This is a genomic window from Burkholderia pyrrocinia, assembly GCF_022809715.1.
GTDB lineage: Bacteria > Pseudomonadota > Gammaproteobacteria > Burkholderiales > Burkholderiaceae > Burkholderia > Burkholderia pyrrocinia_C.
In genome coordinates, this window is sequence record NZ_CP094459.1 from 1,761,454 (window position 1) to 1,783,228 (window position 21,775).

Here is a 21,775-nt window from a genome sequence, read left to right on the forward strand (position 1 = left end):
GTTCCGGCATATCGACTTTCGAGCGGGAGACCGGCAGTGCTTCATCAAATCATCGACCGCAGGCTGGCCGGCAAGAACAAGAGCATCGCCAACCGCGAACGCTTCCTGCGTCGCGTCAAGAACTACATTCGTCGTGCCGTGTCCGACGCGGTGCGCGACCGTAGCATCAAGGATATCCAGAGCACGCAGAGCATCACGATCCCGCGCAAGGACATCGCGGAGCCGAATTTCCGGCACGGGCCGGGCGGGCGGCGTGAATACGTGCATCCCGGCAACGAGGACTACGTGCGCGGCGACAAGATCCCGCGCCCGCAGGGCGGCTCGGGCGGCGGCGGCAGTCAGGCCAGCAACGAGGGCGAAGGGCAGGACGACTTCGTGTTCGAGCTGTCGCGCGACGAGTTCATGCAGTACTTCTTCGACGATCTCGAACTGCCGCGCCTCGTGAAGACGCACCTGCTGACGGTGCCGAGCTGGAAGAACGTGCGCGCGGGCTGGTCGGCGGAAGGCACGCCGAACAACATCGACGTCGTGCGCTCGCTGCGCAGCGCGCTCGGCCGGCGCATCGCGCTCGGCTCGCCGCTCGTCAACGAGCTGCGCGAACTCGAGGCCCAGCTCGAAGCGATGAAGAGCGATCCGGAAGACCGCCGCGCGGAAATCGCGACGCTCGAGGCCGAGATCCATCACCTGAAGGGGCGCATCTGGCGGATTCCGTTCATCGATCCGTTCGACCTGCGCTACATCAACCGCGTGAAGCAGCCGCAGCCGTCGAGCCAGGCCGTGATGTTCTGCCTGATGGACGTGTCGGGCTCGATGGACGAGCAGCGCAAGGATCTCGCGAAGCGCTTCTTCATCCTGCTTTACCTGTTCCTCAAGCGCAACTACGAGCGCATCGAGGTCGTGTTCATCCGTCACCATACGCGCGCCGAGGAGGTCGACGAGGACACCTTCTTCCATTCGACCGAGAGCGGCGGCACGGTCGTGTCGAGCGCGCTCGAACTGATGCGCAAGGTGCAGAACGAGCGCTACTCGCCGACCGAATGGAACATCTACGGCGCGCAGGCGTCCGACGGCGACAACTGGACCGACGATTCGCCGAAGTGTCGCAAAATCCTGGAAGAGGATATCCTCACGAAGACGCGTTACTTCGCGTATATCCAGGTCGCGCCGGAAGAGCAGAATTTGTGGCTGGAATACGCGCAACTGGCACTGTCGCAACCGCATCTCGCGATGAAAAAAGTGGAATCGGCTGCCGACATTTACCCGGTATTTCGCGAATTGTTCGAAAAGCAGGTGGAAACGTCATGACGACCCGCCATCTGCACAACGAGTCGCGCGGCTACGAGCCGCGCCCCTCCGGCGACGACACGGCCGGCCCTGCCGCATCGCAGCAACGCGCGCAGGCCGAACCTTCGCCGCCGGCCGCCGACTTGCCCGGTTCCGGGCAAAAGGAAGCGCGTATGAACGTTGCCGAACGCAAGCCGCTGCCGTGCCCGTCCGACTGGACGTTCGAACTGCTCGAGGAATACGACACGCACATCTCGCAGGTCGCCGAACAATACGAGCTCGACATCTATCCGATCCAGCTCGAACTGATCAGCGCCGAACAGATGATGGACGCGTATGCGTCGGTCGGGATGCCAGTCAACTACCGCCACTGGTCGTTCGGCAAGCACTTCCTGTCGACCGAGAAGAGCTACCGCCGCGGCCAGATGGGCCTCGCGTACGAAATCGTCATCAATTCGAACCCGTGCATCGCGTATCTGATGGAAGAGAACACGATGACGATGCAGGCGCTCGTGATCGCGCACGCGGCGTACGGGCACAACTCGTTTTTCAAGGGCAACTACCTGTTCCGGCTGTGGACCGACGCGCACGCGATCATCGACTATCTCGTGTATGCGAAGAACTACGTCGCGGAATGCGAGGAGCGCTACGGGCTCGATCGCGTCGAGGAGCTGCTCGATTCGTGCCATGCGCTGATGAACTACGGCGTCGACCGCTACAAGCGGCCGCAGAAGCCGTCGCTGTCGAAGGAAGCCGCGCTGCGGCGCGAGCGCGAGGCGTACCTGCAGTCGCAGGTGAACGAACTGTGGCGCACGCTGCCGGGCAAGAAACCCGAGCTGATGGAGGAGCAGGAAGACCGCTATCCGCCCGAGCCGCAGGAGAACCTGCTGTATTTCGCGGAGAAGAACGCGCCGCTGCTCGAGCCGTGGGAGCGGGAAGTGATCCGCATCGTGCGCAAGATCGGCCAGTATTTCTACCCGCAGCGGCAGACGCAGGTGATGAACGAAGGCTGGGCGACGTTCTGGCACTACACGCTGCTGAACACGCTGTACAACCAGGGCAAGCTGGAAGACAGCTTCATGATGGAGTTCCTGCATTCGCACAGCAACGTGGTCTACCAGCCGCCCGTCACGAAGCCGTACTACAGCGGGATCAACCCGTATGCGCTCGGTTTCTCGATGATGAGCGACATCCGGCGGATCTGCGAAGCGCCGACGGAAGAGGACTACAAGTGGTTTCCGGAGATCGCGGGCACGCCGTGGCTGCCGGCGATGCACTACGCGATGCGCAACTTCAAGGACGAAAGCTTCATCGCACAGTACCTGTCGCCGAACCTGATCCGCGAGATGCGGCTCTTCTCGGTGCTCGACGACGACATGCGCGATTCGCTCGAGGTGTCGGCGATCCACGACGATTCCGGCTACCAGTACGTGCGGCAGGCGTTGTCGCGGCAGTACGACATCCATCACCGCGAGCCGAACATCCAGGTGTGGGCCGTGAACACGCGCGGCGACCGCAGCCTCACGCTGCGTCACTTCATGACCGACAACCGCCACCTGTCGAACGACAGCGACGAAGTGCTCAAGCACATGGCGCGGCTGTGGCAGTTCGACGTGTACCTGGAAAGCGTCGACGAGGCCGGCACCGTGCGCAAGCGCTACGAGTGCCGCTACGTGCCGCCGGAGGTGCGTGTCTGAGCGCCGCTTTCGAATAGTTTGCATCGGACGCCAGCCCGCGGGCTGGCGTTTTCATATGACGAACGCGCGGCGGGAGAAAAATTTTCTACATCCGGACGAACCCGGAAAGCCTGTTACTTTACATTTCGCTAAAATCCCGTAGCGCCGTGCCGCCGGAACCGGTGCCACGTGCGACCGCACGCGGCGGCCCCCAAGCCGTCTCGCCCAGAAAGCATTAAAAGGAACAGACCAATCCATGGACGTCCAGACCGACCAAGCTGCGCTGTCCGCGCATGACACCCGGCGGCGCGTGTTCGCCATCGTCGGCGCCTCATCGGGCAACCTCGTCGAGTGGTTCGACTTCTACATCTACTCGTTCTGCGCGCTGTATTTCGCGCCGGCGTTCTTCCCGAGCGGCAACACCACGACGCAGCTGCTGAATACGGCGGGCGTGTTCGCGGCCGGCTTCCTGATGCGCCCGATCGGCGGCTGGCTGTTCGGCCGCATCGCCGACCGTCACGGCCGCCGCGCGGCGATGATGATCTCGGTGCTGATGATGTGCGGCGGTTCGCTCGTGATCGCGGTGCTGCCGACCTATGCGCAGATCGGCGCGCTCGCGCCGGCGCTGCTGCTGGTCGCGCGCCTGTTCCAGGGCCTGTCGGTGGGCGGCGAATACGGCACGAGCGCGACCTACATGAGCGAGGTCGCGCTGAAGGGCCGGCGCGGCTTCTTCGCGTCGTTCCAGTACGTGACGCTGATCGGCGGCCAGCTGTGCGCGCTGCTCGTGCTCGTGATCCTGCAGCAGACGCTGTCGACCGACGAACTGAAGGCGTGGGGCTGGCGCATCCCGTTCGTCGTCGGCGCGGCGGCCGCGCTGATCTCGCTGTACCTGCGGAAATCGCTCGACGAGACGTCGACCAGCGCGTCGCGCGACAAGAAGGACGCCGGCACGATCCGCGGCGTGTGGCGGCACAAGGGCGCGTTCCTGACGGTGGTCGGCTTCACGGCCGGCGGCTCGCTGATCTTCTACACGTTCACGACGTACATGCAGAAGTACCTCGTGAACACGGCCGGCATGCACGCGAAGACGGCCAGCAACGTGATGACCGTCGCGCTGCTCGTCTACATGCTGATTCAGCCGGTGTTCGGCGCGCTGTCCGACAAGATCGGCCGCCGCACGTCGATGATCCTGTTCGGCTCGTTCGCGGTGATCGGCACGGTGCCGCTGATGCATGCGCTGAAGGACGTGACGAGCCCGGTGGCCGCGTTCGTGCTGATCACGGTCGCGCTGGCGATCGTCAGCTTCTACACGTCGATCAGCGGCCTCATCAAGGCCGAGATGTTCCCGCCGGAAGTGCGTGCGATGGGCGTCGGCCTGTCGTACGCGGTCGCGAACGCGATCTTCGGCGGCTCGGCCGAGTATGTCGCGCTGTGGTTCAAGTCGATCGGCAGCGAGGAAACCTTTTACTGGTACGTGACGGTGCTGTGCGCGATCTCGCTGATCGTGTCGTGGCGGATGCGCGATCCGAGCAAGGAAGGGTATCTGCGCAACGAACCGTGATCGATTGCGCATCGCGCGCAGTCGCATCGTGACGAACGTCCCGCCAGCTGGCGGGACGTTTTTTTGCGGCGTGCGATTACGCGTGCGGCGGCGCGTGATCGAACACGCTCGACCAGCCATGCGAACATCTGCTCGACGCTCGGCGAGCGCGACGGGCCGTATACGGGGAGCCGGACGATCGCGCAGGTAGACATCCTCGGCATCGCGTCGGTGGGGCGCGTCATATCGATATCGAAATCGATTCGTTGTCCGTTACGCTCAATTTCCTTAATCTGAGCCCGTAGTTCGTGTGACACCTCCTTGACTGGGATTCGCGCCCGCTGTCCGCAGCGGGCGTCTTTTTTTGTGCGCGGCGTGCCGCCGCACGGCTCGCTTGCCTCATCACGAAACCCGCTGAGCAAAGCACCATTTGTTGGTTCGGATTCGCCGCATGCGCTGATACGTTAGCGGCTTCGCGACACCACACTTCGTCGCGATGTTCCTCGAACCGGCCGCCGCGCGATCCGCGGCGGCCTTCATAACAAATCAGGTCGTGCTCATGAAAATCCACACTCTCGCTACGTGGCTCGTCGGGGCTGCGCTCGTCACCGCAGGCACGGTCGCGCATGCGGACCGTCTCGACGACATCAAGAAGGCCGGCGTGCTGCGCGTTGCGACGTTCGACAGCAACCCGCCGTTCGGTTATGTCGATGCAAAGAACAACCACATCGTCGGTCTCGACGTCGACTATGCGAAGGCGCTTGCCGACAAGCTCGGCGTGAAGCTGCAACTCCAGCCGACCAACCCCGCGAACCGCATTCCGTTCCTGACATCCGGCAAGGTCGATCTCGTGCTCGCGAACTTCACGATCACCGACGAGCGCGCGAAGCAGGTCGACTTCAGCATTCCGTATTTCTCGTCGGGCCAGCAGTTTCTCGCGAAGAAGGGCGTGCTGAAATCGGCCGAACAGTTGAACGGCCTGCGCGTCGGCGCGGACAAGGGCACGACGAACGAGATCACGCTGCGCGAGAAATTCCCGAAGGCGACGATCGTCGCGTACGACGACACGCCGTTCGCGTTCGCCGCGCTGCGCGCCGGCAACGTGCAGGCGATCACGCAGGACGGCCCGAAGCTGATCGGCCTGCTCGCGAACGTACCCGACAAGCAGAACTACGAGATTCCCGCGTTCACGATCTCGAACGACTACATGGGCGTCGGCGTGCCGAAGGGCGAGACGCGCCTGCTCGGCTTCGTCAACGACACGCTGAAGGGGCTCGAGGCGAACGGCCGCGCCGTGCAGATCTACGATGCATGGTTCGGGCCGACGACGAAGACGCCGCTCACGCGCATCTTCCGCATCGGCGACAAGACCTGAGCCACGCCGCACGCGCGCCGCGATTTGCCGGAACGTCGGCAGCGCGGCGCTTTCCGATTTGTTCCGATCGCGTGCTTCGCGCACGTCCCTCAGCATGCTCGGGTTGGCTCCCAAATATCTGTCCTGGCTCTGGCAGGGTTTCCTGCTGACACTCGGCCTCGCGGCCGCGTCGGCCGTCGCCGCGACCGCCGGCGGGCTGCTGCTCGCGGTCATGCGGCATGCGCGCGGCACGGCGCTGCGCACGGCGGCCGCCGCATATATCGTCGCGTTCCGCAACACGCCGCTGCTCGTGCAGTTGCTGTTCTGGTATTTCGGCGTCGCGTCGTTGCTGCCCGACACGTGGATCGCGTGGCTGAACGCGCGTCATCAAGTGAGCGCGGGCCCGCTCACGCTCGCATGGCCGTCGTTCGAATTCGTCGCGGGCTGGGTCGGGCTGAGCGCGTATACGGCAGCGTTCGTCGCCGAGGAATGCGAAGCCGGCCTGCGCGGCGTGCGCCGCGCGCAGCATGACGCGGCGGCGGCGCTCGGCCTCACGCCGATGCAGTCGCTGCGCTACGTGGTATTGCCGCAGGCCGTGCGCATCGCGCTGCCGCCGCTGTTCGGCCAATACATGAATCTCGTGAAGAACTCGTCGCTCGCGATGGCGATCGGCGTGGCCGAGCTGTCGTATGCGTCGCGGCAGGTCGAAACGGAAACGTTCAAGACCTTCGCCGCGTTCGGCGTCGCGACCTTGCTGTACGTCGCGGCGGTGGCCGCGATCGAGGCCGGTGCGTATGCGGCCACGCAATGGCGCGACCGGCTTGGCGCGGGGCGTTGACGATGGATTTTTCGCTGCTGCTCTCCAACCTGCCGTACCTGCTCGTCGGCGCGTTCCCGGAAGGTCCGCTCGGCGGCGCCGCGCTGTCGCTGGTGCTTGCGATCGCGTCGGCCGCTGCCTCGGCCGTGCTCGGCATCGCGCTCGGCGTCGCGATGGCGCTCGCGCGCGGCCCCGTACGCGTGCTGCTGCTCACGTTCATCGGGTTCTTCCGCGCGATTCCCGTGCTGATGCTGATCTTCTGGACGTACTTCCTGATGCCCGTGCTGCTGCACATGGATGTGCCGGGGCTCGCGACGGTCGTGTGCGCGCTCGCGCTCGTCGGCGGCGCGTATCTCGCGCATGCGGTGCATGCGGGCATCGTCGCCGCGGGCGACGGCCAATGGCAGGCCGGGCTGTCGCTCGGGCTCACGCGCTGGCAGACGGTGCGCCACGTGCTGCTGCCGCAGGCGATCCGGATCATGACGCCGTCGTTCGTCAACCAGTGGGTCGCGCTCGTGAAGGACACGTCGCTCGCGTATATCGTCGGCGTGCCGGAGCTGTCGTTCGTCGCGACGCAGGTGAACAACCGGCTGATGGTGTATCCGGCGCCGATCTTCCTGTTCGTCGCGGCGATCTATCTGGTGCTGTGCACGTCGCTCGACGGCGCGGCGCGCTGGCTGTTGTCGCGCGGCACGCGTGCGCAACACGTCGAGCAGGCGACGGCCGAGCGCACGGAGCCCGCGCGGTGACGGTGTGCCACGGCCGTGGCGAACGGCCGGTGAGGACGCGCTAGTGAATATCCGCAGTTGACGGCACACCGGGCAGGTCGTGCCCGGCGTGCAGTACGGACAGCAACGGTGGATGGCCGGCCGCCTGCGCCGCCGCTTCCGGAGCGACGGCGGGCGGCACGTGCGTCACGACGCCGAGTAGTGCGTGTTGAAGACCGCGCGCAGCGTCGATTTGTCGGTTGCGAAATCGCCCCACAGCGGCCCGTCGTTCTGCGCGAACGCGAACGGCGCCGTATTGATAGACGCGAGGCGGAAGCGCCATTGCGCGGCTTCCTGGCGGAACGCGGTGAGCTGCATGTCGGACAGCGCCGTCTGCGCGCTGGCGAGCGTGACGAGCGGGTCGACCGGATCGTTCGCGACGCGCACTTCGAAATGCAGGTGCGGGCCCGTTGCGGCGCCCGTCATCCCGACCGAGCCGAGCCGCTGGCCCTGCTTCACGGTTTCGCCGGTCTTGAGCCCGTGCGCGAACGCGGACAGGTGCGCGTAGTAGGTCGAGTAGCCGTCCGCGTGATCGACGATCACGTAGCGGCCGTAGCCGCCCGGATCGGTGCCGACGAACGACACCACGCCGTCGGCCGCCGCGTCGACGGGCGTGCCGCTCGGTGCGGCGAGATCGACGCCCGTGTGGAACGCCATCGCCTGCGACAGCGGATGGACGCGCTCGCCGAAGAACGAGCTGATGCGCGTCCACTTGACCGGCATCGTGAACGCGGCGGCTTCGAGCGGCGAACCGTCGAGCGTGTAGTACGCGCCGTGCTCGGCACCCGGCGCGCGGAACCAGATCGCGCCGAACGTGCGGCCGGCGACGCGCAGTTCGAGCGCGGTGAGGCGCGGCGTGCCGTCGGTCGTGTCGAACGCGACGCGGTAATAGTCGCCGCGCTGCGCACTCGCGCGCATCGCGACCTTGCCGGTGACGAGATCGCCGAGCTGGATGCGCACCTCGGGCGGCACGTCGAGCCGGTTCAGCGTATCGGACAGCGTGAGCTCGATGTCGCCCGCGCGCATCCCGTGCTGGTTTTCGGGCGGCGCAAGCTGGAACAGGCTCGCATAGCCGAGCATGTCGTTGCGGTGTGCGCTGAGCGGCGCGAACAGGCCAGGCTGCAGGCTGCGGTCGTTGCGTTCGCCGTGTTCGTTGCGCTCGCCGAGCGTGCGGGCGAGCTCGCTCGTCACGAAATGCTGCGCGGTGGGAAACGGCGTGTCGGACAGCACGCGCTGCGGCAGCACGGCCGTGCCCGAGTCGACGGCGCCCGGCAGTTGCGACACGGCCGGCAGCGCGGCGGCAAGGCCGAGGGCGGCGAGGGCGCCGAGCACGGCGGCCGGCACGAGCGCGCGCACGACGCGCTGCGCGCGGCCGGGCGCGAAAGCATCAGGAGTTGCGGCAGGCTTGACCAAGGTGTCCACATCCAGGAAAGCGGTTCAAAGGGGTGTGGGCAGGGGCCGCCGGCGGCTCAACCGTCGAATGGCGACGGGGCGGGCGGCGGGCGTGCAACAAAACAGGCCCCGCCAGGGGCCTGTGTCGTTTCCGTTCGACCCAACGCGCGGGGCGGGCCCGCTTCGAACGGCGGCGTGTTTACCGGGTCGAACCCGGTTATCACGAAGACGCTAAAGAATGATGACAGCGTCAGTCTACCGATGTTCCGCGAAACGTTAAAAATTTTAAAGGGGGTCAGCTCATTCGTTTCGCAGTGCGGTAAATCGGGTTAAATCAGAATTTGTTACGATAATTTTCGTCAGCCCGGCAATTTTTGCGCGCGGCCGCGCAACGCGGCGGACATGCGGACGGCGTCGAAGCCGGCGTCGAGCATCGCTTCGGCGTCGTTCCACAGATTGCCGCGCAGCCGGTTGGTCCAGATCATCGACGCGAACACGCCTTCGAGCAGCGACACGAGATAGACGGCGGCCAGGTGCACGTCGAGATCGGCGGCGAGTTCGCCGGCCGCGATCGCGCGACGCAGCAGCGCCTTCGTGATTCGCAGCATCTGCAGCTCGAGCAGCATGCGGCGCCGCTGCAGCGCGCCGTTTTCCTCGCTCTGCTCGCACTTCGTATAGAGGATCACGAGCACGCGCTGCATCGGGCCCGGCTCGCCGCATTCCTGCAGATAGTGGGACGCGGCACGCCGCAGCGTGGCGAGCGGCGGCAGGCCGTCGCCTGCGTCGAAACCTTCCGACGTGCGCGCGAACGCGCGGTCGCACATCGCGAGACACACTTCCATCTTGTTGCGGTAGTGGCCGTAGACGGCGCCCCGCGACATCCCGGCGGCCTCGGCGAGGTCCGCCATCGCGGTTTGCGCGACGCCTTTCTCGAGCAGCACGAGCTCGGCGGCGTCGAGGATCCGGTGCTTGATGGCGAGCGATTCTTCCCGGGTCTTGCGGGCCATGTCGTGAGTTTCCTTACAATTCGCTGTCGTTTTATTGAGACAGTGTGGCGGTCAGGTTGAAACAGCGTTTATTTAATCAGTCGTGACTGATTATAATCGACCACCCTGAGCCGCCGCATTTTATCGGCGGCGAACGATCCGAGGTCACCATGAATAACAACAATTGCTTCCTGTCGCGCTGCCGCCGGCTGGCGCCGTTCACGCTGGCGGCCGCGCTCGTCGTGGCCGGATGCGGCAAGGGCGAGCAGGACGCGGAGAAAGAGACCGCGAAGCAGGCGACCGTCGTCACGGTGCGCCCGACGGCCGTGCCGATGACCGTCGAATTGCCGGGCCGGCTCGACGCGTACCGGCAGGCGGAAGTACGCGCGCGGGTCGCGGGCATCGTCACCGCGCGAACCTACGAGGAAGGCCAGGAAGTGAAGCAGGGCGCGGTGCTGTTCCGCATCGATCCCGCGCCGCTGAAGGCCGCGCGCGACGCCGCGCAGGGTGCGCTCGCGAAGGCGCAGGCCGCCGCGCTCGCGGCGAGCGACAAGCGCCGCCGTTACGACGACCTGGTGCGCGACCGCGCGGTCAGCGAGCGCGACCATACCGAGGCCGTCGCCGACGACACGCAGGCGAAAGCCGGGGTTGTATCCGCGAAGGCCGAGCTCGCGCGTGCGCAGTTGCAGCTCGACTATGCGACCGTCACCGCGCCGATCGCGGGCCGCGCACGGCGCGCGCTCGTGACCGAAGGCGCGCTCGTCGGCCAGGACCAGGCGACGCCGCTCACGACCGTCGAGCAGCTCGATCCGATCTACGTGAACTTCTCGCAGCCGGCCGCCGACGTCGACGCGCTGCGCCGCGCGGTGAAGAGCGGCCGCGCGACCGGCATTGCGCAGCACGACATCGAGGTGACGCTGTTGCGCGCCGACGGCAGCGCGTATCCGCTGAAGGGCAAGCTGCTGTTCAGCGATCTCGCGGTCGACCCGACCACCGACACCGTCGCGATGCGCGCGCTGTTTCCGAATCCGGAGCGCGAGCTGCTGCCGGGCGCGTATGTGCGGATCGCGCTCGACACGGCGGTCGACCAGCGGGCGATCCTCGTGCCGCGCGACGCGCTGCTGCGCACGACCGATCGCACGTCGGTGCGCGTCGTCGGCGCGAACGGCAAGGTCAAGGACGTCGAGGTCGCGGCCGACCAGATGAGCGGCCACGACTGGCGCATCACGCGCGGCCTGACGGGCGGCGAACGCGTGATCGTCGACAACGCCGCGCAGTTCGCGCCCGAGACGGCCGTCAAGCCCGTCGAGAAGGCGCCGCCGTCGAAGGCGGCGCCGGCAGCGGCCGCTTCGCACGCGGCCGCCCGTCAAACCTGACCGGTTCAAACCACCATGGCACGTTTCTTCATCGATCGCCCCGTCTTCGCGTGGGTGATCGCAATCTTCATCATGCTGGGCGGCATGTTCGCGATCCGCGCGCTGCCCGTTGCGCAATACCCGGACATCGCGCCGCCCGTCGTCAGCATCTATGCGACCTACCCGGGTGCGTCGGCGCAGGTCGTCGAGGAATCGGTGACCGCGCTGATCGAGCGCGAAATGAACGGCGCGCCGGGGCTGATGTATACGTCCGCGACGAGCAGCGCCGGGATGGCGTCGTTGTACCTGACGTTCAAGCAGGGCGTGAATGCCGATCTCGCGGCCGTCGAAGTGCAGAACCGGCTAAAGACGGTCGAGGCGCGCCTGCCCGAGCCCGTGCGCCGAGACGGCATCCAGGTCGAGAAGGCCGCCGACAACATCCAGCTCGTCGTGTCGCTCACTTCCGACGACGGCCGGATGACCGACGTGCAGCTCGGCGAATATGCGTCGGCGAACGTCGTGCAGGCGCTGCGCCGCGTCGACGGCGTCGGCAAGGTGCAGTTCTGGGGCGCCGAATATGCGATGCGGATCTGGCCCGACCCGGTGAAGATGGCCGGGCACGGCCTCACCGCGTCGGACATCGCGTCGGCGGTGCGCGCGCACAACGCGCGCGTGACGATCGGCGACATCGGCCGCAGCGCGGTGCCGGCCAGCGCGCCGATCGCGGCGACCGTGTTCGCCGACGCGCCGCTGAAGACGCCGGCCGATTTCGGCGCGATCGCGCTGCGCACGCAGGCCGACGGCTCCGCGCTGACCCTGCGTGACGTCGCACGCGTCGAGTTCGGCGGCAACGACTACAACTATCCGTCCTACGTGAACGGCAAGGTCGCGACCGGGATGGGCATCAAGCTCGCGCCGGGCTCGAATGCGGTGTCGACCGAGAAGCGCGTGCGCGCGACGATGGACGAGCTGTCCGCGTTTTTCCCGCCGGGCGTGAAGTACCAGATTCCGTACGAGACGTCGTCGTTCGTGCGCGTGTCGATGAACAAGGTCGTCACGACGCTGATCGAGGCCGGCGTGCTGGTGTTCCTCGTGATGTTCCTGTTCATGCAGAACCTGCGCGCGACGCTGATCCCGACGCTCGTCGTGCCGGTCGCGCTCGCCGGCACGTTCGGCGTGATGTATGCGGCCGGCTTCTCGATCAACGTGCTGACGATGTTCGGGATGGTGCTCGCGATCGGCATCCTCGTCGACGATGCGATCGTGGTGGTCGAGAACGTCGAGCGGCTGATGGTCGAGGAAGGGCTCGGCCCGTACGACGCGACCGTCAAGGCGATGAAGCAGATCAGCGGCGCGATCGTCGGGATCACCGTGGTGCTGACGTCGGTGTTCGTGCCGATGGCGTTCTTCGGCGGCGCGGTGGGTAACATCTACCGGCAGTTCGCGCTGTCGCTCGCGGTGTCGATCGGTTTCTCGGCATTCCTCGCGCTGTCGCTGACGCCCGCGCTGTGCGCGACGCTGCTCAAGCCGGTGTCCGGCGACCATCACGAGAAGCGCGGTTTCTTCGGCTGGTTCAACCGCTTCGTCGCGCGTGCGACGCAGCGCTATGCGACACGTGTCGGCGCGATGCTGAAGAAGCCGTTGCGCTGGCTCGTCGTGTACGGCGCACTGACCGCGGCCGCGGCACTGATGCTCACGCAGCTGCCGACCGCGTTCCTGCCCGACGAGGACCAGGGCAACTTCATGGTGATGGTGATCCGGCCGCAGGGCACGCCGCTCGCGGAAACGATGCAGAGCGTGCGCGAGGTCGAGTCGTATATCCGCACCGACGAGCCGGCCGCGTATACGTTCGCGCTCGGCGGTTTCAACCTGTACGGCGAAGGGCCGAACGGCGGGATGATCTTCGTCACGCTGAAGAACTGGAAGGAGCGCAAGGCCGCGCGCGATCATGTGCAGGCGATCGTCGCGCGCATCAACGAGCGCTTCGCGGGCACGCCGAACACGACGGTGTTCGCGATGAATTCGCCGGCGCTGCCCGATCTCGGCTCGTCGAGCGGCTTCGACTTCCGGCTGCAGAACCGCGGCGGGCTCGACTACGCGACGTTCAGCGCCGCGCGCGAGCAGCTGCTCGCGGCGGGCGGCAAGGACCGCGCGCTCACCGACCTGATGTTCGCGGGCACGCAGGACGCGCCGCAACTGAAGCTCGACATCGATCGCGCGAAGGCGTCGGCGCTCGGCGTGTCGATGGACGAGATCAACACGACGCTCGCGGTGATGTTCGGCTCGGACTATATCGGCGACTTCATGCACGGCACGCAGGTGCGGCGCGTGGTCGTGCAGGCCGACGGGCTGCACCGGCTCGATCCGGACGACGTGAAGAAGCTGCGCGTGCGCAACGCGCGCGGCGAGATGGTGCCGCTCGCGGCGTTCACGACGCTGCACTGGACGATGGGGCCGCCGCAGCTCACGCGCTACAACGGCTATCCGTCGTTCACGATCAACGGCTCGGCCGCGGCAGGCCACAGCAGCGGCGAGGCGATGACCGCGATCGAGCGGATCGCCGCGAAGCTGCCGGCCGGCATCGGCTACGCGTGGTCGGGGCAGTCGTTCGAGGAGCGGCTGTCGGGCGCGCAGGCGCCGATGCTGTTCGCGCTGTCGGTGCTGGTCGTATTCCTCGCGCTCGCGGCGCTCTACGAGAGCTGGTCGATCCCGTTCGCGGTGATGCTGGTCGTCCCGCTCGGCGTGATCGGCGCGGTGCTCGGCGTCACGCTGCGGATGATGCCGAACGACATTTATTTCAAGGTGGGGCTGATCGCGACGATCGGGCTGTCCGCAAAGAACGCGATCCTGATCGTCGAAGTCGCGAAGGATCTGGTCGCGCAGCGCATGTCGCTCGTCGACGCCGCGCTCGAGGCCGCGCGGCTGCGGCTGCGGCCGATCGTGATGACGTCGCTCGCGTTCGGCGTCGGCGTGCTGCCGCTCGCGTTCGCGTCGGGCGCGGCATCCGGCGCGCAGATGGCGATCGGCACCGGTGTGCTCGGCGGCGTGATCACGGCGACCGTGCTCGCGGTGTTCCTCGTGCCGCTGTTTTTCGTGATCGTCGGCCGCCTGTTCGACGTCGGCCCGCGCCGGCGCGGCGGCATGCAGCCGGCGACGATGGAGGGATCGCAATGATGTTTGCGCTGAATGCACGCGCCGCACTGCGGGCGCCGCTCGCGCTCGCCGCCACGCTCGCGCTCGCCGGCTGCTCGCTCGCGCCGCGCTACGAGCGGCCGGCGGCGCCGGTGCCGGCTACCTATGCGCCGGCAGACGGAAGCCGGGAGCCGGCTGCGGCGCCTGATGCGACACCTGCCGACGCCGCGCTGCTCGACGACTGGCATGCGTATTTCACCGATCCGGCGCTGCAGGCGTGGATCGACGCGGCGCTCGCGAACAACCGCGACCTGCGGATCGCAGCCGGCCGGCTCGAGGAGGCGCGTGCGCTGTACGGCGTGCAGCGCGCGGACCTGATGCCGTCGGTCGATGCGAATCTCGGCTATGAACGCACGCGCCAGTACGACCCGGTCGTGCGCGAAAGCGCGATCAGCGGGCTGTATCGCGCGGGCGTCGGCGTCAGCGCGTACGAACTCGACCTGTTCGGCCGCGTGCGCAGCCTGTCCGACGCGGCGCTCGCCGAATATTTCGCGACGGCGGACGCGCAGCGCACGGTCCGCATCGGCGTGATCGCCGAAGTGGCGGGGGCGTATGTATCGGAGCGCTCGCTGTACGAGCAGCTCGCGCTGGCGCAGCGCACGCTCGACGCGCGCGTGCACATGGCCGCGCTCACGCAGCGCCGCTACGCGGCCGGCACGAGCGACGCGATCGAGCTGCGCTCGGCCGAGATGCTGGTGGCGTCCGCGCGTGCGTCGCAGGCCGCGCTGCAGCGCGAGCATGCGCAGGCCATGCGGGCGCTGCAATTGCTCGCGGGCGATTTCGCGCGCAACGTGCCCGGCGACGCGACCGCGCTCGACACGTTGTCGATCGCGCCCGTGGCGCCCGGCGCACCGAGCGCGCTGCTCGAACGGCGGCCGGACATCCGGCAGGCCGAGGCGCGGCTCAAGGCCGCGAACGCGCAGATCGGCGCCGCACGCGCGGCGTTCTTCCCGCGCATCGCGCTGACGACCGACTACGGCTCGGTCAGCGACGCGTTCTCGAGCCTGTTCGCGGCCGGCACGAGCGTGTGGACGTTCGCGCCGCGCATCACGCTGCCGATCTTCGCGGGCGGACGCAATCGCGCGAACCTCGACGTCGCGAACGCGCGCAAGCACATCGCGGTCGCCGAATACGAGAAGACCGTGCAGACCGCGTTCCGCGAAGTGGCCGACGCGTTCGCCGCGCGCGACTGGATCGATCGCCAGCTTGCCGCGCAGCAGGACGTCTACACGGCGGACGGTGCGCGACTGAAGCTCGCGGAGCGCCGTTATGCGGGCGGCGTCGCGACGTATCTCGAACTGCTCGACGCGCAGCGCAGCACGTACGAATCGGGGCAGGAGCTGATCCGGCTCAAGCAGCTCAGGCTCGCGAACGCGATCGCGCTGTATCGCGCGCTTGGCGGCGGCTGGGCGCTGGCATCGGCGTCGGCGTCGGCGTCGGCGGAGGTCGCGGCTTCCGCATGATGCGCGTCGCCTGACGCCGCAGCGCGCCGGGCAACGAGACGGCGGCCGCACGATTCGACGTGCGGCCGCCGTTTCCCGTTTCGATCGACATCGTTGCCCGCTGCATCGCCGATCGCTATCGGCGTTAGCTTCCGCTGTCGGGCAAGTCGTCCAGACCGTTTTCATACCGCGGCAGTGCGGAAGGGCATCTTCCGGAACGGCCCGCATCCGGCGATCGATCGTGTCGCCTCCCGGCGCAAACATGTGCCGCGCATCTTCCTTTTTCATCTCGTCCATTCAGACACGCGCATCGCGTGCCGACGGCCGCGCAAATATCTGATTCTCGATCGGTAATTGACGGTCGAATTAATTCATGTATTGGAATTAATGCCGGCGGCAAAGTGTCGCGGTAAAACGTTTGCATTCGTTTCGCATTCATTTCGCAATCGTTTGCGCAATAAATCGAAGTTGCTGAAAGCCGACGTTAATTTCCTGTCAGTTGAAAATGATTTGATATTGATGTTGCCGTCCGACAACGATGGCGGCATTGGACAACGTTTTGTCTTTTTCGGATCGGGGTCGATGTGAACCAATACCAGTATGGGTGAGGGGGATTATGAGGAATGCAGGAGAAAAATATCGTTAATCTTCAATCGGTTCCGTGGAGCAAAAGAGAACTTCAGGTGAAATCGGTGAGATTAAAAATTGTCGAGAATGAATGTGATTTGTAAGATGCAAATGGAACATTGTCAGGGATATTTAACAATGATTTACAAAAAACTTTCACGACTATCTCGATAATGCCGCCTCGTGACGGACGGGAGCCACCACACGCTGCCTTTTGTATCCGCCACGTCGTCCATTCCCTTTGCAATTCTCACGGAAAACGTCATGAAAAAATCCCTCCTGACCGCTGTCGCACTCGCGGCCCTGTCGACCTCGGCCTTCGCAGCGGGCACCGGCACGATCAACTTCACGGGCGAGATCGTCGCGGGCGCGTGCGGCATCGATTCGGGCTCGGTCAACCAGACCGTGAACCTCGGCAAGGTGCCGACCAACGTGTTCAAGCAGGCTGGCGACAAGTCCACGCCGACCAATTTCGACATCAAGCTGACCGACTGCGACACGAGCATCGCGCAGAACGCGTACTTCACGTTCACGGGCACGTCGAGCGCTGGCCAGCCGAAGCTGCTCGCCACGATCGGTTCGGCAACCAACGTCGGCATCCGCCTGCAGGCCGCGTCGGGCGAATACCTCGACAACGGCGCCGAGCAGAAGGCTCCGACCGTGCTGCAAAACGGCACGAACATCGCACGCTTCGCAGCGATGTACGAAGCGACGGCAGCCGGCGTGACGCCGGGTACCGCCGACGGCGTCGCGAACTTCACGGTCCGCTACCAGTAAGCGTCCGTATCGGAGGAGGGGTGCGTGCATCCCTTCCTCCTTCTTCTTTCCTTCCTGTTTCCTTCTCCTCGGATTTCCGGTAGCACCGCGTGCGAATCAGACATTCCTTCCTTTGCGTCTCCGTGCTGGTCGTCGGCAGCCAGAGCCATGCGACGGAATTCAATGCGTCGTTTCTCGATATCGACGGAACGAGCAATGTCGACCTGTCGCAGTTCTCGCAGGCCGACTTCACGCTGCCGGGCGAGTACATGCTCGATGTGCAGGTCAACGACCTGTTCTACGGGCTGCAGTCCATCGAATTCATTGCCGTCGATGCGTCCGGCGCGGGCAAGCCGTGCCTGCGACCGGAGCTCGTCGCGCAGTTCGGGCTGAAGCCGTCGCTCGCGAAGGACCTGCCGCGCTTCCAGGGCGGACGCTGCGTCGACCTCGGTGCGATCGAGGGGGCGACCGTGCGTTACCTGAAGAGCGACGGGCGGCTCAAGATCACGATTCCGCAGGCCGCGCTCGAATTCACCGATTCGACCTACCTGCCGCCGGAGCGCTGGTCCGAAGGGATTCCCGGCGCGATGCTCGACTATCGCGTGATCGCGAACACGAACCGCAACTTCGGTGCGGGCGGCGGGCAGACGAATTCGATCCAGGCCTACGGGACGATCGGCGCGAACTGGGATGCATGGCGCTTTCGCGGCGACTACCAGGCGCAGTCGAACGTGGGCAACACGGCGTACGCGGACCGCACGTTCCGCTTCAGCCGGCTTTACGCATTTCGCGCGCTGCCGTCGATCCAGTCGACGGTGACGTTCGGCGACGACTACCTGAGCTCCGACATTTTCGACACGTTCGCGCTGACGGGCGCGTCGATCCGCAGCGACGACCGCATGCTGCCGCCTTCGCTGCGCGGTTATGCGCCGCTGATAGCGGGCGTCGCACGCACCAACGCGACAGTGACCGTGTCGCAGGCAGGCCGCGTGCTGTACGTGACGCGCGTGTCGCCGGGCGCGTTCGCACTGCAGAACATCAACACGAGCGTGCAGGGCACGCTCGACGTGGCCGTCGAGGAAGAAGACGGCAGCGTGCAGCGCTTCCAGGTGACGACGGCCGCCGTGCCGTTTCTCGCGCGTACCGGGCAGTTGCGCTACAAGGCTGCCGTCGGCAAGCCGCGCCTGTTCGGCGGCGCCGGCATCACGCCGTTCTTCGGCTTCGGCGAAATCGCATACGGCCTGCCGCTCGACGTCACGGTGTACGGCGGCTTCATCGCCGCATCGGGCTATACGTCGATCGCGCTCGGCGTCGGCCGCGATTTCGGCACGTTCGGCGCGGTGTCGGCTGATGTCACGCATGCGCGGGCGCGCTTGTGGTGGAACGGCGCGACGCGCAACGGCAACTCGTACCGCGTCAACTATTCGAAGCACTTCGACGGGCTCGATGCCGACGTGCGCTTCTTCGGCTACCGGTTTTCGGAGCGCGACTACACGAACTTCGCGCAGTTCACGGGCGACCCGACCGCGTACGGCCTCGCGAACAGCAAGCAGCGCTACTCGGCCACGATGTCGAAGCGCTTCGGCGACACGTCGACCTATTTCTCGTACGACCAGACGACCTACTGGGCGCGCTCGTCCGAGCAGCGCGTCGGCCTCACGCTGACGCGTGCGTTCTCGGTCGGCGCGCTGCGCAACCTGAACGTCAGTGTGTCGGCATTTCGCACGCAGAGCGCGGGCGCGAGCGGCAACCAGTTCTCGATCACCGCGACGCTGCCGATCGGCGGCCGCCACACCGTCACGTCGAACCTGACGACGGGCAGCGGCAGCACGAGCGTGAACGCGGGCTATATCTACGACGATCCTGATGGCCGCACCTACCAGGTCAACGCGGGCGCGACCGACGGCCGCGCATCGGCGAATGCGAGCTTCCGCCAGCGCTCGTCGGCGTACCAGCTCACGGCACAGGCGTCGACGCTCGCCAATGCGTATGCGGCCGCGTCGCTCGAAGTCGACGGTTCGTTCGTCGCGACGCAGTACGGCGTGTCCGCGCACGCGAACGGCAACGCGGGCGACACGCGGCTGCTGGTGTCGACCGACGGCGTGCCCGACGTGCCGCTGTCCGGCACGCTCACGCATACCGATTCGCGCGGCTATGCGGTGCTCGACGGCATCTCGCCGTACAACGTGTACGACGCGACCGTCAACGTCGAGAAGCTGCCGCTCGAAGTGCAGGTGACGAACCCGATCCAGCGCATGGTGCTGACCGACGGCGCGATCGGCTTCGTGAAGTTCGCCGCCGCGCGCGGCAGCAACCTGTACCTGACGCTGACCGACCCGGCCGGCAAGCCGCTGCCGTTCGGCGCGTCGGTGCAGGACGCGGCGAACGGCAAGGAGCTCGGCATCGTCGGCGAGGGCGGTGCGGCGTTCCTGACGCAGGTTCAGCCGAAGTCGTCGCTCGCGGTGCGCGCGGGCGAACGCACGCTCTGCACGGTCGACGCGCTGCCGAACCAGCTCCAACTCGAAGGCACGCCGATCCCGGTGACGTGCCAGACGCCCGGCGAGTCGCACGCAGCGGCCGCACGGGTCGAACGATGAATCCACGGATCCTGCGATGAAAAACTCTCTTTCCCTTTCCTTTCCGCGCCGCGCGTCGTGCGTGCTCGCGACCGCCGGCGCGCTGCTCGTGGGCGCCGCGCATGCGGCGATCGTGCCGGACCGCACGCGCGTGATCTTCAACGAAGGCGAGCAGGCCGCGATCGTCACGATCACCAACAAGAGCACGACGTATCCGTATCTCGTGCAGTCGTGGCTCGAGGACGCGAAGGGCAACAAGATCACGTCGCCGCTGATGGTCGTGCCGCCGCTGCAGCGCGTCGAGGCGAACGAGCGCAACGTGCTGCGGATCGCGAAGCTGCCGGGCACCGAGTTGCCGGCCGATCGCGAATCAGTGTTCTACCTGAACATCCGCGAAGTGCCGCCGAAGACCGATACGCCGAACACGCTGCAGATCGCGCTGCATACGCAGATGAAGCTGTTCTACCGGCCGAAGGCCGTGCAGCCCGCGCGCGACGAGGACTGGACGCTGCCGATGACGCTGCGCGTCGACGCGGCCGCGCACAAGCTGGTGTTCGACAACCCGACGCCGTACCACGTGACGGTGGTCGACGTGAGCTCGGGCGCGCAGAAGACGCCGGTGCCGATCGAGCCGGTGATGGTGAGCCCGATGAGCACGGCCGACGTGCCGTTCAAGGCTGCGACGCCGTCGACGCTGTTCGTCACGCATATCGACGATTACGGCGGCCAGGTGGCGGTCGAGTATGCGTGCGACGCGGGGGCTTGCAAGAGCGTGAAGAAATGAGCGGGGGAATGCGTCATCGGGAATCGCCGGCGGCATGGTTGCGCTGGGTCGTGCTCGTGCTGCTGGTCGCGGCCGTGCAGCCCGCGTGGGCACTGCGCTGCCTGACCAACAGCGGCGCGACTTCGTTGACCGAGCCGATCGGCGGTGTTGCGTCGTATCCGACCGACGCGCCGGACGGCTACGTGATCTGGGTGTCGCCGGTGCGCACGACGTCGGGGTACTGCTACAAGGACCTGGGTGACGACGGCAGCCTGAAGGTCGTCGACAACATTTACTTCTACGCGAATCCGAATCGCACGAACCCTGCGGCATGGGGGCTCGAGATCGGCATCCGCTACAAGGGCGTCGACTATTTCGACAAGACCAGCAATCGCGGCGGCGGGGTGTTTACCGGGTATTCGGTGCCGCCGTGCAGCCGGTACGACTTCGACCGCGGGCGCTGCCAGCAGACGCGCATCAGCATCGACTATCAGGTCGTCGTGCGCAAGAAGGGCAACTGGGTCCAGCCGCCGAGCGATATCTATACGGTGTTCCAGTTCGACGGCGAGTTCGGGCTGAATGCATTCGGCACGAGTTTCCAGTACCGCCTGAGCGGCCTGCGCAACCTCAAGCCGACGCCGTGCTTCGTCGACGTACTCGTGACGCCCGAACCGGGCATCGTCAATTTCGGACAGGTGCAGGCGGTCGGCAACGGCTTCCTGCCGGCGGTGCCGCGCAAGCGATTCTCGTTGTCGCTGACCAAGAAATGCAACGTCGCGGTGCGCGTCGACGGGTACTTCGAAACGAGCTATCCGGTTCGGAACGGTTTGCTGGTACCCGCGAAGGACAGCAATTTCGGCATCGGCATCGAAGACAGCCAGGGCAAGGCGATTCCGTTCAACGAACAGTTCACGCTGACGCAGTTTCCGTCCAATGTGATGAATCAGAGCGTGCTGATGGACGCGGTGCTGAAGTCGTTCGGGCCGCCGAAGATCGGGCGATTCGATGCGACGGCGACGATCCGGTTGTTCATCTATTGACGCATGCGTGCGCGGCCGGCGCCCGACAGTCGGCCGCAAGCCGTCAACCCGGCGCCGGCATTGCCCGGCGCCTTTCACGTCGAAAGCTTATGCGATGTCGCGGCCGGCATCGCACGATCGCGTTCGCTCGAACAACGATCCCGTCAATTGTTCAGACAAATCCTGACAGCCGGAAGGGGTATCTCGTAATCGGATTGAGAATGATTTG

16 protein-coding genes are annotated in these 21,775 nt (G+C 66.1%); 14 read left to right on the forward strand and 2 right to left on the reverse strand.

The features are described from left to right. Positions 1-36 precede the first annotated feature (36 nt). From MRS60_RS08280 to MRS60_RS08305, 6 genes are all read left to right on the forward strand, one after another. On the forward strand, positions 37-1,305 hold the full coding sequence (locus MRS60_RS08280) for a YeaH/YhbH family protein (protein WP_034184124.1): 1,269 nt from the start codon (positions 37-39) through the stop codon (positions 1,303-1,305). After that, on the forward strand, positions 1,302-2,981 hold the full coding sequence (locus MRS60_RS08285) for a SpoVR family protein (protein WP_034184125.1): 1,680 nt from the start codon (positions 1,302-1,304) through the stop codon (positions 2,979-2,981). The genes MRS60_RS08280 and MRS60_RS08285 overlap by 4 nt, the downstream gene beginning before the upstream one ends. Positions 2,982-3,216: 235 nt before the next feature. Next, entirely contained in the window at positions 3,217-4,521 is a 1,305-nt protein-coding gene (locus MRS60_RS08290) for an MFS family transporter (protein ID WP_034184126.1), read from the forward strand. Between the two features lie 538 nt (positions 4,522-5,059). Continuing rightward, entirely contained in the window at positions 5,060-5,875 is an 816-nt protein-coding gene (locus MRS60_RS08295) for an ABC transporter substrate-binding protein (RefSeq protein WP_131947354.1), read from the forward strand. A gap of 94 nt (positions 5,876-5,969) precedes the next feature. Beyond that, on the forward strand, positions 5,970-6,692 hold the full coding sequence (locus tag MRS60_RS08300; RefSeq protein ID WP_105390213.1) for an amino acid ABC transporter permease: 723 nt from the start codon (positions 5,970-5,972) through the stop codon (positions 6,690-6,692). Between the two features lie 2 nt (positions 6,693-6,694). After that, the gene (locus MRS60_RS08305) at positions 6,695-7,420 is read left to right on the forward strand and encodes an amino acid ABC transporter permease (protein ID WP_217589700.1); all 726 of its coding nucleotides are present in this window, start codon (positions 6,695-6,697) and stop codon (positions 7,418-7,420) included. Between the two features lie 165 nt (positions 7,421-7,585). Here MRS60_RS08305 and MRS60_RS08310 read toward each other — a convergent pair whose 3' ends face one another. Further along, positions 7,586-8,851 (reverse strand): M23 family metallopeptidase, encoded by a 1,266-nt coding sequence (locus MRS60_RS08310; RefSeq protein WP_034184128.1) that lies wholly within the window; start codon positions 8,849-8,851, stop codon positions 7,586-7,588. Between the two features lie 338 nt (positions 8,852-9,189). After that, positions 9,190-9,837 carry a TetR family transcriptional regulator gene (locus tag MRS60_RS08315; protein ID WP_243565568.1) on the reverse strand — a complete coding sequence of 216 codons (648 nt, stop codon included), beginning with the start codon at positions 9,835-9,837 and terminating at the stop codon, positions 9,190-9,192. A 149-nt stretch (positions 9,838-9,986) separates the two neighbouring features. Between MRS60_RS08315 and MRS60_RS08320 the strand changes: the two genes are divergently transcribed. The 8 genes from MRS60_RS08320 to MRS60_RS08355 all read left to right on the forward strand — a co-directional run bounded on the left by MRS60_RS08320 (position 9,987) and on the right by MRS60_RS08355 (position 21,567). Then, positions 9,987-11,192, forward strand: coding sequence for a MexX/AxyX family multidrug efflux RND transporter periplasmic adaptor subunit (locus tag MRS60_RS08320; protein WP_243565569.1), 1,206 nt, complete (start codon positions 9,987-9,989; stop codon positions 11,190-11,192). A 15-nt stretch (positions 11,193-11,207) separates the two neighbouring features. After that, on the forward strand, positions 11,208-14,345 hold the full coding sequence (locus MRS60_RS08325) for a multidrug efflux RND transporter permease subunit (RefSeq protein ID WP_243565570.1): 3,138 nt from the start codon (positions 11,208-11,210) through the stop codon (positions 14,343-14,345). Next, entirely contained in the window at positions 14,345-15,826 is a 1,482-nt protein-coding gene (locus MRS60_RS08330) for an efflux transporter outer membrane subunit (protein WP_243565609.1), read from the forward strand. The genes MRS60_RS08325 and MRS60_RS08330 overlap by 1 nt, the downstream gene beginning before the upstream one ends. 333 nt (positions 15,827-16,159) lie before the next feature. Next, a complete protein-coding gene (locus MRS60_RS08335) occupies positions 16,160-16,393 on the forward strand; it encodes a hypothetical protein (protein ID WP_165948096.1) in 234 nt (77 codons plus the stop codon). A gap of 303 nt (positions 16,394-16,696) precedes the next feature. After that, positions 16,697-17,209, forward strand: coding sequence for a fimbrial protein (locus MRS60_RS08340; protein WP_034184132.1), 513 nt, complete (start codon positions 16,697-16,699; stop codon positions 17,207-17,209). 122 nt (positions 17,210-17,331) lie between these two features. Next, positions 17,332-19,785 carry a fimbria/pilus outer membrane usher protein gene (locus tag MRS60_RS08345; RefSeq protein WP_217589848.1) on the forward strand — a complete coding sequence of 818 codons (2,454 nt, stop codon included), beginning with the start codon at positions 17,332-17,334 and terminating at the stop codon, positions 19,783-19,785. A 16-nt stretch (positions 19,786-19,801) separates the two neighbouring features. Continuing rightward, a complete protein-coding gene (locus MRS60_RS08350) occupies positions 19,802-20,548 on the forward strand; it encodes a fimbrial biogenesis chaperone (RefSeq protein WP_243565571.1) in 747 nt (248 codons plus the stop codon). Beyond that, positions 20,545-21,567, forward strand: a complete 1,023-nt coding sequence (locus tag MRS60_RS08355) for a fimbrial protein (protein ID WP_034184135.1) — start codon at positions 20,545-20,547, stop codon at positions 21,565-21,567. The genes MRS60_RS08350 and MRS60_RS08355 overlap by 4 nt, the downstream gene beginning before the upstream one ends. Positions 21,568-21,775 lie beyond the last annotated feature (208 nt).